The sequence below is a fragment of the Desulfosoma profundi genome, from assembly GCF_055387865.1.
The window spans coordinates 1,413,855-1,428,976 of sequence record NZ_AP042420.1; the positions used below are offsets into that span (position 1 = coordinate 1,413,855).

9 protein-coding genes are annotated in these 15,122 nt (G+C 57.9%); 4 read left to right on the forward strand and 5 right to left on the reverse strand.

The genetic code is table 11. The annotated features are described in order from the left end of the window. Positions 1–40 precede the first annotated feature (40 nt). On the reverse strand, positions 41–3,265 hold the full coding sequence (locus tag ACZ5K9_RS06125) for a PAS domain S-box protein (protein WP_464273542.1): 3,225 nt from the start codon (positions 3,263–3,265) through the stop codon (positions 41–43). A gap of 572 nt (positions 3,266–3,837) precedes the next feature. Here ACZ5K9_RS06125 and ACZ5K9_RS06130 point away from each other — a divergent pair. The 4 genes from ACZ5K9_RS06130 (at position 3,838) to ACZ5K9_RS06145 (ending at position 8,882) form a co-directional block, all read left to right on the forward strand. Further along, positions 3,838–4,308 (forward strand): hypothetical protein, encoded by a 471-nt coding sequence (locus ACZ5K9_RS06130; RefSeq protein ID WP_464273543.1) that lies wholly within the window; start codon positions 3,838–3,840, stop codon positions 4,306–4,308. Between the two features lie 333 nt (positions 4,309–4,641). After that, positions 4,642–6,630, forward strand: coding sequence for a transketolase (gene tkt / locus ACZ5K9_RS06135; protein WP_464273544.1), 1,989 nt, complete (start codon positions 4,642–4,644; stop codon positions 6,628–6,630). A gap of 186 nt (positions 6,631–6,816) precedes the next feature. Further along, positions 6,817–7,983, forward strand: a complete 1,167-nt coding sequence (locus ACZ5K9_RS06140; RefSeq protein WP_464273545.1) for a trans-sulfuration enzyme family protein — start codon at positions 6,817–6,819, stop codon at positions 7,981–7,983. A 203-nt stretch (positions 7,984–8,186) separates the two neighbouring features. Then, complete coding sequence (locus ACZ5K9_RS06145) at positions 8,187–8,882, forward strand: type 1 glutamine amidotransferase (protein WP_464273546.1); 696 nt, start codon at positions 8,187–8,189, stop codon at positions 8,880–8,882. A gap of 283 nt (positions 8,883–9,165) precedes the next feature. Here the strand turns inward: ACZ5K9_RS06145 and ACZ5K9_RS06150 are convergent, their stop codons facing one another. The 4 genes from ACZ5K9_RS06150 to ACZ5K9_RS06165 form a co-directional block, all read right to left on the reverse strand. After that, positions 9,166–11,058, reverse strand: a complete 1,893-nt coding sequence (locus ACZ5K9_RS06150; RefSeq protein WP_464273547.1) for a SurA N-terminal domain-containing protein — start codon at positions 11,056–11,058, stop codon at positions 9,166–9,168. Positions 11,059–11,075: 17 nt separating this feature from the next. Continuing rightward, on the reverse strand, positions 11,076–11,285 hold the full coding sequence (locus ACZ5K9_RS06155; protein ID WP_464273548.1) for a PLDc N-terminal domain-containing protein: 210 nt from the start codon (positions 11,283–11,285) through the stop codon (positions 11,076–11,078). Positions 11,286–11,298: 13 nt separating this feature from the next. Next, a complete protein-coding gene (locus ACZ5K9_RS06160; protein ID WP_464273549.1) occupies positions 11,299–13,062 on the reverse strand; it encodes a GTPase in 1,764 nt (587 codons plus the stop codon). A gap of 276 nt (positions 13,063–13,338) precedes the next feature. Next, positions 13,339–15,057 carry a GTPase family protein gene (locus ACZ5K9_RS06165; RefSeq protein WP_464273550.1) on the reverse strand — a complete coding sequence of 573 codons (1,719 nt, stop codon included), beginning with the start codon at positions 15,055–15,057 and terminating at the stop codon, positions 13,339–13,341. Positions 15,058–15,122: the final 65 nt, after the last annotated feature.

A 15,122-nucleotide genomic window follows, 5' to 3' on the forward strand; every position in this document is an offset into this window, starting at 1 on the left:
TCCCTGCAAGACTTTTTCTACAGAACTCCGGCGTGTGGGATCATCTGGAGTAAAGGACTTCGCGGATTTTCCACAAGAGGGCGTCCGCCGTGAAGGGCTTATGGATGAAATGGGAGCCAGTGGCCCCGACTCCTCGGTGCATGAGCATATCCGCCGTGTAACCGGACATGAAGAGGCAGGCCGCGTCGGGGTGCGACTTTTTCAATTGGTCCCACAATTCGCGGCCGCTCATTTCGGGCATCACCACATCGGTCAAGAGCAGATGCACTGGACCGGGGTTCTCATGGGCCCAACGGAGCGCCGATTTCGGACTGGAAAACGCGTGAACGCGATAGCCGCCGTTTTCCAAAATGGACAGCGTCAGCTCCAAGATGACGGGATCGTCCTCCACGACGAGGACCGTTTCCCCCATTCCATAGATTTCTTCGCCCTTGGAAGGGCCATCTTCCTTGGCGTGGCCGTCGCCTTCCGCGCGGAGGCGGGGAAAGAAAAGATCGAATCGGGTTCCCCGACCCGGCGTACTGGACACGTCTATCCAGCCTCGATTTTGTTTGACGATGCCATAAACTGTCGATAACCCCAAACCGGTTCCTTTGCCCACCTCCTTCGTCGTAAAAAAAGGCTCAAAGATGCGCTCCAGGGTTTGGGCGTCCATACCGCAGCCCGTGTCGATCACCGAAAACCGCACGTACTCGCCTTTGGGGATAAAAACCGGGCCGGCCTTCCGCCTCCCGTCCAAAACCACGTTTTCCGTTTCAAGAACGATGGTTCCCACCCGTTCAATGGCATCCCGCGCGTTGATGACCAAGTTGGCGACCATTTGATCCGCCTGGGATGGATCCAAAAGGACCCGCCACAGATCAGCTCCGGGGCGAAGTTCTAAAGTGATTTCTTCGCCGATAAGTCTTTGGAGCATGCGATGGGTCTCTAGGAGGTGTTCGTTGAGGTTCAGGGCAACGGGGCGGACGATGTCTTTTCGGGCAAAGGTGAGCAGCTGACGGACGACGCCGGCGGAGCGTTGAGCGGCTTTGTGGATTTCGCTGAGCATCCGATGGAGCCGATCTTCGGAACTCACAAATCCCAACGCCACCTCGGCGTATCCCATAATAATCTGCAAGGCGTTGTTAAAATCATGGGCCACCCCGCCCGCCAGCCGCCCCACGGATTCCAGTTTCTGAGCCTGAGCCAATTGGTCTTCCAACTGTCTCTTGGCCGTCACGTCTTCGATGATCGCCACGTAATGGCCGATACGGCCGGATTCGTTGACAATGGGGCAAATCACCGCATCTTCCCAGAACAAGCTCCCGTCCTTCTTTCGGTTGCATAAAACCCCTTGCCACACCTGGCCCCGTGTAATGGTTTTCCACAAAGCCTCGTATGTTTCCCGAGGGGTCCTGCCGGACTGGAGTAGCCGAGGATTCTTACCGATGACTTCATGGGGGTCGTAGCCCGTCATGCGGCAGAAACGTTCGTTCACGTACTGAATGTCACCCGAAGAATCTGTAATCAGAATAGATAACGGACTTTGTTCCACCACGCGCGTAAGCAGCCGAATCTGCGCCTCCATCATTTTCTGGGTCGTAATGTCCGTTTCGATCCCGATCATGCGCACAGGGTTTCCCGCTTCGTCTCGAGCGATGATTTTGCCGCGGTCAAAAATCCATGCATACGCCCCGCCGGCCGTCCGGACGCGGTAGGTCGCTTCATAATAAGGGGTTTGCCCTTCCAAGTGTTCCCTGAGGCGCTTGAGCACCCGAGGGCGGTCTTCCGGGTGCACGGCTTCCGACCAGGATTTTCGGTCGACCCGATGGATCTTTCGGTCGAGACCCCTTCGTTCGGCCCACAGCTCATCCCGCTCAACGCGCTGCTCCTGAATATGCCAATCCCAGGAACTCATGGCCGCCGCCTCAAGTGCCAGCTCATATTTTTTTAGTGTCTCATGGAGCAGCGACAGCGTGCGACGTTCTTCTGTCTGGTCCCGGAAAACCAAAACGCACCCCATCACCCGCCCGGCAGGATCGACCATTGGGGCGGCACTGTCCGCGATGGGTCGTTCAGTACCATCCCGGGCGATCAGCACGGTATGGTTGGCTAATCCAGTCGACTTTCCATGCTTCAAAACGAGAGCCACGGGATCTTCTACGGGAACACGGGTCTGTTCGTTCACAATTCGAAAAACTTCCGACGCAAGACGCCCTCGAGCGTCGAGAAGACTCCACCCCGTCAGGCTTTCCGCCAAAGGATTCACCTCGCGGATCACCCCACGCTCGTCCGTCACGATGACGCCCTCGGCCATGCTCTGGAAGGTGACGCGTAAAATCTCTTCGTGTTTGCGGCTTTCTTCAAGGAGCCTTCGGATCTCCCGAGTTTTCTGGCGCACTCGAAGGTTCAAGAGCACGATCCACGCCCAACTCGACAAGACCACTAAACCCGTTATGGTTAATGTCCACACAATCATGCGCCATGGGATCCGCCTTCCCAACGGTGTCCCCATCCACTTTTGGTCAATCGCGTGGAGCGCCTCGGGGGAAAGAGACGCAAAACCTTGCTCCACGGTCTGAAGTAGATCTTCCCGGCCCTTCAGCACCGCGCGGTGGAACCAGCCCGAATACAACGTAAAACCTCTCTTGTACTGTTGAAGAAGACCGTACTTCGCCAGGTAGTAATGGGCAGGGGGATCGTCCATGCAAAAAATCTTGACTTTACCCGCAGCGGCATCCCGCACGATGGCTTCATAGCTTGAGTAACGCAAAAATGTGGTGACCCCTTTGTGGCGTAAAACCTCAATGGTGGCATCGCCTTCTTTGACGGCTACGGCAAAACCCTTGAGTGAATGAACGTCTGGAATGCCCGAGATGGTCTCGTGGTAAAAAATACCCACAGGCAGCTCCGCGTAAGGCTCCCCGAAAGCGTAGTATTGGGTCCGTTCCGGCGTCAGAAAGATGGTGTCAATGACATCGCCGTGGCCCTGGAGAAACACTTCCTGGGCCTTGCCCCAATCCATGGCGAGAAGTTGCACCGGGCGACCGGTCGCCTTTTCCCACAGGGCCCATCGGTCCACCAGAATCCCGTGAAGTTGACCTTTGTCGTCCCGAAAGATGTAAGGAGGATAATTATCATCCAAAACAACTCGAAGCGGGGTTTCTCCGTCCGCCCACGCCCACGATCCTGCAAGGATGGGTACCGCCAGGATCCCCAAGGTGCAGAAAAGCGCCCACCATCTTCCTGCGATCCGCCAATCGGCCCTTCGACGCGCTACGCCCATTGCGTGATCTCCAGCTTTGAAGAGAAAAAGGCCTGTGGATCTCTACACAGAGCGTAACAGTTTATGCCTATCGGCAGAGATGTTGTCAATAATGGTGGTCCTCTCTGATCGTCGTCCCCTCTGCCGTCATGGGCGCCAGGTTCCCTCGGAAAAGCGCTTCTGTCCTCAAAAAAACCTTTTGAATCCGTGCGTCCCCCGCCACGTGGACATTGTTTTATGGTCATGGTCTGGAAACGGTGCCAACCCCGAGTACCGACACCTTAGGGGCAGGACCACGTGCCTGCCCTGAATCGGCGCGGTCCAAGGGATCACGCTGGAGCCCGCTATGAAGCCGACCCCAGGGGGATCGCCCCGACGAGGACAACAATCCCGTGGATGGGGTCTAGTATAAGGATCAACCTGAATCCGTGAAACGAGATGGCGTGGGCTGACCTTCCGTCTTCCGAATCGATGCACCTCCCAGGTAAAAGTATGATCGGAAAGCCTATGGCGTAAAAGAGACGAAAATTTATGATGATATCTTCGGCAAGAGAGTTTCATACATCGACGCGATCTCACGGTTTCAGGGCCTAATGATCACTTGGCTGCAGGAGATCAGCAGGCCGGTAATGTCCGCGGTGGTGGTCGCCGCGGGGCTGACCACCACCGTCGGGCCCTACTTCATTCTCCCTGCAGCCAACGCCGGCATCGCCCCAAGAATACGCCGTGACCATTCGGAGACTCTGTACCTGAGCAGGGACGGCTCCGATCGTTCCCAGCTCGTCGCCTCTGGAACATCAGGTCCCCAGGATAAAAACATGATCTTGGCCCAAGAAAGCAGTCCTAGAGCGGAAGCGAGCAGAACGGCCGGTTTGAAGTCCTTCCGCAGAACTCTGAGGGTGTCTCGAGGAGAAATTTCCCGCAACGCCAGAGCTCGAACCACCACGGCGGCTGATGGCCGCCCACCGTTACCTGGTATCGCCAACATGGGGATGGAGAAGGCCAAAATGGACATATTGCATGCGGGTCTCTTCAAAGCCGTGAATCATAAATCCGGACACTAAGCTCAAGGCCGCCGGCTTTACAACTTCAGCGGATTTCATTCTTGAAGTACTCCCCCGAAACGGGTCTCGAGACAGACACCGACCTCATGGCTTCCGGTGATCCCTCTGAGCTTCTCACCGTGCTCGGTGTGTTCCTGGGTGATGATCTCCATGGCTTAGGAAAACGGAACAAGAACGAAAAAAGCGGGCCCGCCCGCGGTCGCCGCCTCAGGCCCCGAATCCGTGACTGACGACTTGACATCGCGGGCCATGTGAGGCACCAGTGCGAGGAATTTTCATTCCATCAAGCTCAGGGAGAGCACAGACCTCAAAGTTTTCGACAAGGAGCAAACGATGCCAGCGGACAATTTGGATGAACGGTGTGTGACGACCCTTCGGCTCTTGGCAGTGGATATGGTGGAGCGGGCGAAATCAGGCCATCCAGGGCTGCCCTTAGGCGCAGCCCCCATGGCCTACGTGCTGTGGAGCCGCCATTTGCGCCATAATCCTTCGAATCCGTCGTGGGTCAATCGAGACCGATTCATCCTGTCGGCAGGGCATGGATCGGCCTTGTTGTACGCGCTCCTGCACCTAACCGGCTACGATCTGAGCTTGGACGAACTAAAAAACTTCCGGCAGTGGGAAAGCAAAACCCCCGGTCATCCTGAATACGGTCTCACCCCAGGGGTTGAATGCACCACAGGGCCCCTTGGGCAAGGCTTTGCCATGGGAGTCGGCATGGCGCTGGCTGAAAAGTGGCTGGCCGATCGTTTCAATCGGCCGGATTTCCCTATCATCGATCATTACACGTTCGGTCTCGTTTCCGACGGCGACCTCATGGAGGGCGTGGCGTCTGAAGCGGCTTCCTTGGCCGGTCACTGGAAACTGGGTAAGCTCATTTACCTTTATGACGACAACCACATCACCATCGAAGGGGATACGGCCCTCACCTTCACCGAGGACGTCCTGGCCCGTTTCCAGGCTTACGGATGGCATACGGAACGGGTCGCCGACGGCAACGACCTGGAAGCCATCCATGGAGCCATCGAAAGGGCAAAGACCGTCACGGATCGGCCGTCGCTGATCGCCGTCCGGACGGTGATCGGATACGGCAGCCCCAAGGAGAACAACCCGGCCTGTCACGGAGAGCCGCTCGGCCCGGACGCCACTCAAAAAACGAAGGCGTGCTATGGGTGGCCGGCAGACGAGGCGTTCTACGTGCCGGAAGATGTGCGTCAAGCCATGGGACAGGCCGTAACGGAGGGTTTGCGGCTTCAGGAGCGCTGGCAAGCCTTGATGACGCGGTACGCCGGCGCGTACCCTGAAGACGCCGCCCTTTTGAAGGATTACCTGGACGGGAAGCTGCCCGAGGGCTGGGAACAATCCCTGCCGTCTTTCGATCCTGAAGGAGGTTCCGTTGCCACTCGCAACGCCTCGGGCGCCATCCTTAACGCCATAGCCCAGGTCGTCACCAACCTCATCGGGGGATCCGCAGACTTGGCTCCGTCCAACAAAACGTTCCTGACCAAGGGCGGAAACCGCAATCTCCACTTCGGTGTGCGCGAACATGCCATGGGAGCCATCCTTAACGGCATGGCCCTGCACGGCGGCGTGCGACCCTATGGAGGGACCTTCCTTGTTTTCGCCGATTATATGCGTCCGGCCGTCCGTTTGGCGGCGCTCATGAAAACGAAGGTGATTTTCATCTTCACTCACGACAGCGTCGGGGTCGGCGAAGACGGCCCCACACACCAACCCGTAGAACACCTGGCCTCATTGCGGGCCATTCCCAACCTTACGGTCCTTCGACCCGCGGATGCCAACGAAACAGCAGCGGCCTGGAAGATCGCCTTGGAATCGGATGGACCTGTCGCCTTGGCGCTGACGCGCCAGAACGTGCCGGTGCTCGGCATCCCCCGGGAAAAAGTCTTTGACGGCGTGGCGAAAGGGGCCTATGTGGTGGCGGAAAGTTCCGGGTCTCCTCGGCTCATCCTCATTGCCACTGGATCCGAAATCCATGTCGCTCTGGAAGCTCAAAAAGTCCTGGAACGGGAAAAGGGTGTCCCAACCCGGGTCGTCTCCATGCCCTCGTGGGAAATCTTTGAGCGGCAGGATCCAACCTACCAAGACGCCGTCCTGCCCCCAGAAGTTTCCGCCCGTTGCGCCGTCGAAGCCGCGTCCACCCTGGGCTGGCACCGCTGGATCGGATGTCATGGTGCAGTTATCGGCATCGATCGTTTCGGGGTCTCGGCTCCGGGATCGCTGGTCATGAAGCGATTGGGTTTTACTGTAGAAAATGTGGTGGACACGGCCTTGAGCGTTCTGGAACGCTCCGTGGCATAAACGCCGGGTCCACATCCCCCTCGGGAGACTTGAGCTGGTCTCTTCGGGAAAAGCCGGCCGAGCGGCGTGACAGATCCGCTCCATCCTGTGGAGACGAGGGAAGATGTGCTGTATGACGATTGCAGACATGAGCCGCACCGTTCGCTAAAAAGATTTTCCAAGGAAAACTGAAGAGAAGGTGGACAAATGCCAAAAGAACCGAAGAACTCCGAGATGGGACTGTCGACGCGATGCGTCCATGCGGGCACCTTCGAAGACACTGTGGCGGGTGGCGTCAACACGCCCATCTTTGCATCGTCGGCCTATCGGGTGCCCGGCCCATTGGGTCGAGTCGTTTATCCGCGGTACCAGAACATTCCCGGGCAAGTCGCCGTTGCACAGAAAATCGCCGCTTTGGAAAACGGGCCCGCCGGCATCGTTGTCGCCTCAGGTATGGCGGCCATCAGTTGTGTTTTCCTCGCTTTTTGCAAGAGCGGGGACCATGTGGTCCTCCAGCGGGACCTCTACGGCGGAACCCTCGGACTGGCCCAAAAAGAGTTGCCTCGCCGCAACATCCACGTCACCTGGGTGAATTCCGAGAGCATAGAAGCGTTTGAGGCAGCCATTCGCCCTGAAACCCGCCTCATTTACGTGGAAACCCCGTCCAATCCGCTCCTGAAAGTCTTGGATCTGGAAGCGTTGGCCCGAATCGCCCGCGCCCGGGGGGTCCTCACGGTGGTGGACAATACGTTTGCCACGCCCATCAATCAAAATCCCCTGGATTTGGGCATCGACATTGTGGTCCACAGCGGCACGAAGTACCTGAACGGACATAGCGACCTGTGTTGCGGCGCGGTCATCACCCGAGCCGAACTCATCACGGCTGTAGAACCCATGGTTTCGCTTTACGGCCCCAGTTTGAGCCCATACGATTGTTTCCTGCTGGAAAGAGGGCTCAAAACGCTGGCGCTCCGTATGACCCGGCACAACGAAAACGGCATGGCCATAGCAAACTTTCTGGCTCAGGATCCTCGCGTGGCACGGGTTTACTATCCCGGGCTGGCCGACCATCCCGGGCACGCCATCGCGGCCCGGCAAATGCGGGGGTTCGGAGGGATGCTTTCTTTTGAACCCAAAGGGAACGCTGAAACCGCCCACCGCGTCATGGAAAGGCTCACTTTGTTCCAGCCGGCCGTAAGCCTCGGAGGTGTGGAATCCCTGGCCTGTTTTCCCGTGGAAACCTCCCACGCGTCCGTTCCCCCTGACCAGAGAGCAATCATGGGGATCCGCGACACCCTCATCCGACTTTCCGTGGGCATCGAAGATACGGAAGACCTCCTGGAGGACCTGGATCAGGCCCTTCAGCCGGTCTGATGGACCTCAAAATTCTGTGCAGCGAGCCCGAAACGCCAAATGGGACCCCCGAGATGTTCATCACCTCCACAGACGCCGCGGAAACCCTGGAAACGCCGTGCGCCCGGCCGGTCAGGCTGTCAAAAAAGGCAACGAGGTGACCGTCTTTATGGGCTTTCCATGGCAGCCGACAACGTCTTCACCTTCAAAGAAAGGGATTGCCCATGCTGAGGCTTCACGTCCTGACGCATGTGCCTTTTGAAGGGCCGGCTCATATCGCCGCCTGGGCTCGCGACCGCGGCCACGCACTCCACGGAACCCGACTGGATGCAGGCGAGGCGCTGCCGGCGCTGGACGCCTTCGATTGGCTCATCATCATGGGCGGCCCCATGAACATTTACGACGATGCATCCTATCCCTGGCTGAAAACTGAGAGGCGTTTCATTTATGAAGCGCTTTCATCGGGCAAGAAAATCCTTGGCATCTGTTTGGGAGCGCAGTTCTTGGCAGACGCTTTGGGATCGCCTGTCTCACCGGGTACTTTTCGAGAAATCGGCTGGTATCCCGTGCACATGGTGCGAACACCGGCCGATTGCCGCCTGTTCCAAGATTTTCCGGCGTCTTTTACGGCCTTCCACTGGCATGGGGACACTTTCGCCATGCCCAAAGGCGCCACCCACATCGCTCGAAGCGCCGCCTGTGAAAGCCAAGCTTTCGTTTACCAGGACCGCGTGGTGGGATTACAGTTCCACCTGGAATCCACCGAAGAAAGCGTCGAACTCCTGCTTCGACATTGCGCCGAAGAAATCACGGAAGCCCCTTATGTTCAGGACCCCGCCACCATCCGGCGTCTGGCACCCAAACTCTGCCCTCAGGCACAGATGTTGCTCGAAAAACTGCTGGACCGACTGGCGGAGTAAGGCGGGCCTGCAGCACTCTTGAGGCTCACCCGTCCGTGTCTCCGAGAATGCCTGGGCGTGTGTTTTCGCGCGATGCGTTCCGCTTCCCGATACACACCCGAAATTCTTGAAACACTCGTGAAGCCGGAACCGTGCAGGCAGCCTGGAGCCGACGCGAACCCCGTGCCGCCTCAAAAACTCCTGGCGGGCATGGGGTCTTCCTCCACAGGTCATCGGCCGTAACGCGCGAGCCGAAAGCCCGCGGCGTCTCTTCGCAAAGGGCCTGCGCTGGGAGCTTTATGGGCTACAGCTGGTGGAGAATTTCCACCTCGATGACAGAGCGCTGCTTGGCAAGCCAGGCCTGCCAGAGTTGGTTCTGCTTGACTTGGGTGAGTCGCGCCCGGGTGTTTTCCCGTTCCTTGTCCAAAACTTCAGGGGCAGGGTCTTGGCGACCGAGCAACTGGCAGACGAGGAAAGCCCCCTGCGATGCCAGGGGAGCGTCCGGCATATCCCCGGGTTTTTGGAGCTGGAACAACACTTCAGCAGCTTCACCCCACAGCCTTAATTTTTCGTCCGGTTCCGTTCGCGAAAACCAGCTGCTGACTTGGACGCTTACACCGGCAGGCGGTGCGGTCTTATCCAAACCGCCCGCCTGGCGAGCCTGTTCCAAAAAGGCTTTCGCCGCTTTTTCCGCTTCTTCCCGGGCTCGCTGCGCCTTGGCGTCTTCTTGGACACGGCTTTTCACCTGTTCCAAGGGTGGAACCTGAGGCGCCTGAACCGCCTTGACCTGCCCGACCACAAAGCCGTTGGGCCATTCCAAAACGTCGGATACCTCGCCTTCGGCCAAAGTGAATAGGCTTTTCATGACCTCGGGAGCGTTGCCGACTTTGGGAAGGATATCGCTTGCGGCGAAAAGTTTGTCCGGGGCCTCCACGGCCAGTTTCCCTCGCTCGGCGGCCTTGGCCACATCCCCGTCCGCGTAAGCCGCATCGGCGAATTCCCTGGCCTTGCGATAAGCCACATCGCGGGCCTTTTCCCGCTTCAGGTTCAGCTCAATTTGGGGCTTGGCCTGTTCCAACAGGACCGTTTCTTCAGGGCGCACATCTTCCACCTTGATGATGTGGAAGCCAAAAGGCGTCCGCACCAAATCACTCACCTCACCGGCATTCAAGGCAAAAGCGGCGTCAGCGAAGGCCGGAACCATCCGATCTTTGGTGAACCAGCCCAAATCGCCTCCAGCTTGGGCGGATCCGTCTTGGGAATGAGCTTTGGCGAGCGCGGCAAAGTCTTCACCTTTGCGCACCTTTTCAAGGATCGCCCGTGCAGCCTTTTCCGTTTTTTTCACCTCGTCTTCCGAGGCTTCCGCACCGAGGCGGAAGAGAATATGACGGGCCTTCACCTGTTTTTCCTGATGGAATTTGTCGCGATGGTCCTCGTAATACGTGCGGATCTCGTCGTCGCCAACGGAAACCGAACCAAGAAAATCATCGAGGACAAAAGGCACATACACCAGCCGTCTCTTCTCCGGTTCTTTGTACCGATCGGCGTTCTTTTCAAAGAAAGCCGAAACCTGTGCCTCGTCGACAACCACCTTGTCCTGGAAGCTCTTGGGGTCGAACTGGGCGTAGGCCACTTGGATGCGACCCAATCGATAGTGCATATCTGCCACCATTTCCGCTTCACTGACCACGGCTTGGCCTTTGACGAAAGCTTCCACACGTCGAAGGGTGAGATCCTGGACCAACTGCTGCTCGAACGCCTGCGGAGTCATCCGATTGTGTTGCAAGACGGCCAGATAGCGTTGGCGGTCGAACTGCCCGTTCACCTGAAACGCGGGGAAGGAAAGAATCTCGGCCTGGACGTCCTCTAAGCCCGCGTTCAACCCCATGGCGTGGGCCGCTTGGGTGATGAGAATCCGGTTGATGAGAAGATCCAGCGCCTGCTGCTTCATGTTGAGGCGATCCAAGATCTCTTGGGTCAACTGATTGCCGAATTGCTGTCGGTACATGTTCAGGAGGTGGTCGTAAGCCTGGTTGTATTCGGCATAGGTCACATAGACATCCCCAACCCGGGCCAAGCGGCTGGCACGCATGGATTTGTAGGAGTATCCACCCCAAAAGATGAAAACCACGATGATGGCAAAAAGGGCGGCTTTGATGATCCAACTGCCGGCATGTTCGCGAAACACCGTGAGCATGAGCGGAACGTCCTCCTTCACGCAGGGATTATCGGGGTCGTGTGGCGCCTCTCCACAATCCAATACAGAATCGCTCCGAGACAGGGGATAGTGGCCACTACGGCGAACCAGACCATCTTCCTTCTCCGGGTGCGAAATTGGCGCCTCGGGATCTCCTGAATGGCCCAGAAGGTGGGAACCATGGGAAGCACAAAAATCGTCGCCAGAATGAGGATCTTCAGCGGCACAGGCATCCACCTTTCATGAGGGGACCGCATCCTTAAACGGACCCGATTTCCCGAGAAGCTCCATCACGGTCATTCTGTCTTCCATTTCTTTCCGGCACTGCCGGATGACCTCCACGATTTGCTCCAAAGCCTGCCGCAGGACCTGCTCCAGAGCCGATTGCAGCGAGTCTATAATCGCTTCACCGCGCCGCTGCAAGGATTTCTTGTATTCGCGATAAAACCGCCCGCCCAGCACAAGCTGCAATACCGCCCAGGTGCCGAGTGCCGCCAGGCCCTGCCCGCTAAAGAGCTTTTCCACCACGGCGGCACACAGTCCCACAAACTGGGCCACCCCCGGTTCCGCGGTGACCGCCCGCCAGCCTTCCCGTCCTCCTAGGGCAAAAAGCAGGAGCACCGTGATAACAACGCTCACCGTGCGTTGCCGCCGACGCACAGAGGTCTCGCCTCGGCGTTGCGCCTGCGCCATGACGGTCATGAGCATCTCCTCGGTCTGTTCCCGCACGGAGATGTTCTCGAAGGACCGCTGCAACCTGCCCAGCAGTTCTGCCCGAAGAGGGTCCATCAATCCCTCCTGAAACGCCAAAGCGGCGCCATACTCCCGGAAGGCGGCCATGTATTCCTGAAAATGTTCGTTCAACTCTGTCGAAACCTCCCGAGCTAAATGGAACACTGCATGGGACGGCGCCGGTGGGTTCGATCCCATGCGGGACAGCCACGCCAGCACAGCCGATGCCCCGCTCAGATCTTCAGGGTTGTACAGGCTCTCGGCGAGGTTTTCGCCAAGAGTGGGTAAGCTTTGCACCCCTCGCCGCGCTAAAAGCGCCGAATTTCCAAAGCGCTGTGGATCCAAAAGGGCAGACTCAAGAACTTTCAAGTAACGGATCGCATTTTCCAGTTGGGCCAGCCCCTCGCGCAAACGCACGACTAGAGCATGGAACTCCACATCCAGATTGGCTTCTTTGATCGCCCGGATTTCCTTGGCATCCCTTTCCTGGAAAACCCAGTGGCGCAGGAAAGGGAATTGGTTCCAGGGTGAGGTGGAGGCTTCCGTCAGAACCTCTTGAGCGGAAATGACATAGATCATCGGCTCGGGGACACCGGCTTCGCGCACGAGTCGACGGAATGAGTGAACCACTTTTTCCAGGTCACCCAAACTTCCCGGCCCCTCCGGCCCCGGGAAAAAGATATCCGCTTTATTCAACACAAAGGCGAAATTTTCTCGAGCCTTCGGCGCAGCCCGAAGGACGTCGTAAAAGCGGCCGTCGGCGTATTTTTCCGGAGTTGTGACCCAGAGCACGAGATCCAAATGCTCCATAAACCGCAGGGCACGTTCCCGATGTTCCTGGACCAAACTGTCCACATCGGGGAGGTCGGCCATGATCACATGCCGGACGGCCTCCGCCTCGTGGACCACCTCGTTGAAAAGGCCGTTCCCTGCGGTTCTGAGGGATGTCGGCACAGCACATCGAGCATGGCGATAAAGCAAGACTCTGTCCGTATGGGGCCGTCTGTGGCTGACAGACGCGATGGGGTCCTGGGCCAATGCGTTCATCAAGGTGGATTTTCCGACACCTGTGCCGCCCACAAGTCCGATCAGCAATGTGCCCTCTTCCAGCTGGTGGAGCTTGCGCCGAATTTCTTGAGCGCGACTCCATAAACTCTGGCGTTCCTCCTCACTTATGGGAAAAAAGGACCCCGAGGTGAGTACGGCCTCTACGGCGCGCACCCGGCGATCGAGGTCTTCAACGCCGGTCGCGGCAGTTTCCCATTTAAGCATGCGTGATTCCTTCACCAGGAGTTTCTTGGTGTTTCAGTGCCCAGGTTGTCCGCACCCGGACCTTTTCTTCGTCAATGACAGGGTGTGGCTTGCCCCCGGGAAAAACACGTGCCGATGTTCCAGGATGAGCCCCACGGTCCTGTATTTTCGGCCCGGACCAAAGGTCTCCGGGTTATTCGCCCCTCACCCATCGAACGGGCCACATCTTTTTCCGACAGACTCCGTGATCTACGACGGGACGCCGCCTTTCCCCAAAAAAACGTTTCACACACCGCCTCACCCCACGGATTCGGCCCACCGGCGCAGGGTCTTCACCCCGTCTTCTGAAGGCAACAGGGGATCCAGGCACACTTCAAAGCGGCGTCGTTGCGCTTCCACCACCGAAACGAGGCTTGCACGATATTTTTCCGACAACTGTTTGGCGATCTTTTGAATCTCGGTGTAGGCGAAAAGCTCGACCGCCCCTTTTGTCACAAAGGGTGCGACAGCCGCATCGATGACGGCATCGACCACACTGAGCCCCCCCCCGACCGTGACCTCAAGACTGAGAATGAGCACCCCCCACAAAATCGAGGTGGAATAAATACCCCATTTCTTCCCCTTAGGAATGTCTTGGGACAATTCTGCAAATACCTTCTCCAGCCATTGGATGAGCTGTTCTTGTTCTCGATACACATGCTCCGCCACTTCTTCGGGGGTCATCAGCACCCCCGGGCGGGTGACAGCTCGAGCGATCGGGCTTTCGGGACAATCTCTCATCGTTTGTTCTAAAACCCGACGCCCGTAGTGCTGCACCGCGGTCTGGATCTCGGTGAGGTGAATGCGATTCTTGATGCGCCGGAGGGCTTCGCCACGATCGGGATAAGGTGTGGAGGACATCAATCCAAGAAACCGCAGAGGCGCCGTGACCACCCGAGATATCCATCGCCGTGGGCCGGCAAGAACATCATAGCGCGAGAACAGGTTGCGGATTTCCGCCTGAAGATAGGATCGGGTCTCTGAGGCATACCGACGCTGCTGATCCTCAATGATTGCGTCCACAGCCCGTTGCGCATCGTGGGCCAGCCGTTCTCTCCAGCGTTGGGCCTCCAAGAGTTCCTTGGTCACGACGTTCAGCGCCTCTCGAACCCGATCCCCGAGGGCCTTTCTCCTTTGGGCCAAGCGGGCCCCACGTTTTTCCACAACCTGCGGGTCCGCCACCTTCTTTGCCAAAACCGAAAAAAAGGAGTGGAACACGGGAGTCACCCGGAGCGTCTCCACGGGGTTAGACGGCACAAAGGGCAAGAGCCATAAAGCGCCTTCAGGCACAGACGTTTCCCGGTTCAGGATTTCCCGCACGTCCTCCTCCCGGGTCTCCCCGCCCACCTTATTGCAGACCACCAAAACGTCGGTGCCGTCCTCGACGATTCTTCTCAGAAACTTGGAGGGCACATCATCGGCATACTTCTCTTGACTCGTCACAAAAACCACCAGATCCGCCAGACGCCACAAGGTCTCCACCAGATAGCGGTTCGAGGCTTCCACACTGTCCACATCCGGAGTGTCCACCAAAACCACGGAACTCCATTGGGGATCGTCGTGGCGCCACAGGTGAATCACGCCGGGTTCCCCGATCAACGGCGAATCCGGGAGGGAACTTAACCTCTGATGGCTGACAAAGCGAAACTCTGGAAAAGGGAAATCCTCCTCCACCGAAACCCGCGCATGGACAAAACCGATGGCGCCAGCCGTCTTGGGTCGCTCTGCGCCAACGGCGCTCACCGTAACCCCACAAACCGCATCGAACACCGTGGATTTGCCGGTCCCCGTTCCCCCGATAAAAAAAATCCAGAAAAGGGAGGTTTTCCCCTTGTAGTCGAGGAGGTTTCGTTCTCGAACGAGCCCCCTGAGGGTGTCCGAGATCCGAAGTCCTTCCTCTGTGAACCCCGGAACGTGCACACCATCGAGCCCCGGGTCCTGATGGACAGCCTTGGCAAAGTCGTTATCGGAAATCATGTGTTCTCTTTTGATGGCTCTGAACCACTCCCCGCTGTGGACCGCCTGTCCACGCCTTTGGGCAC

Bases quoted from the DNA above. Each gene is read 5' to 3' on its own strand.
- ACZ5K9_RS06125 (WP_464273542.1), bottom strand. From the start codon at position 3,265: ATGGGCGTAGCGCGTCGAAGGGCCGATTGGCGGATCGCAGGAAGATGG.
- ACZ5K9_RS06130 (WP_464273543.1), top strand. From the start codon at position 3,838: ATGATCACTTGGCTGCAGGAGATCAGCAGGCCGGTAATGTCCGCGGTG.
- tkt (WP_464273544.1), top strand. From the start codon at position 4,642: ATGCCAGCGGACAATTTGGATGAACGGTGTGTGACGACCCTTCGGCTC.
- ACZ5K9_RS06140 (WP_464273545.1), top strand. From the start codon at position 6,817: ATGCCAAAAGAACCGAAGAACTCCGAGATGGGACTGTCGACGCGATGC.
- ACZ5K9_RS06145 (WP_464273546.1), top strand. From the start codon at position 8,187: ATGCTGAGGCTTCACGTCCTGACGCATGTGCCTTTTGAAGGGCCGGCT.
- ACZ5K9_RS06150 (WP_464273547.1), bottom strand. From the start codon at position 11,058: ATGCTCACGGTGTTTCGCGAACATGCCGGCAGTTGGATCATCAAAGCC.
- ACZ5K9_RS06160 (WP_464273549.1), bottom strand. From the start codon at position 13,062: ATGCTTAAATGGGAAACTGCCGCGACCGGCGTTGAAGACCTCGATCGC.
- ACZ5K9_RS06165 (WP_464273550.1), bottom strand. From the start codon at position 15,057: ATGATTTCCGATAACGACTTTGCCAAGGCTGTCCATCAGGACCCGGGG.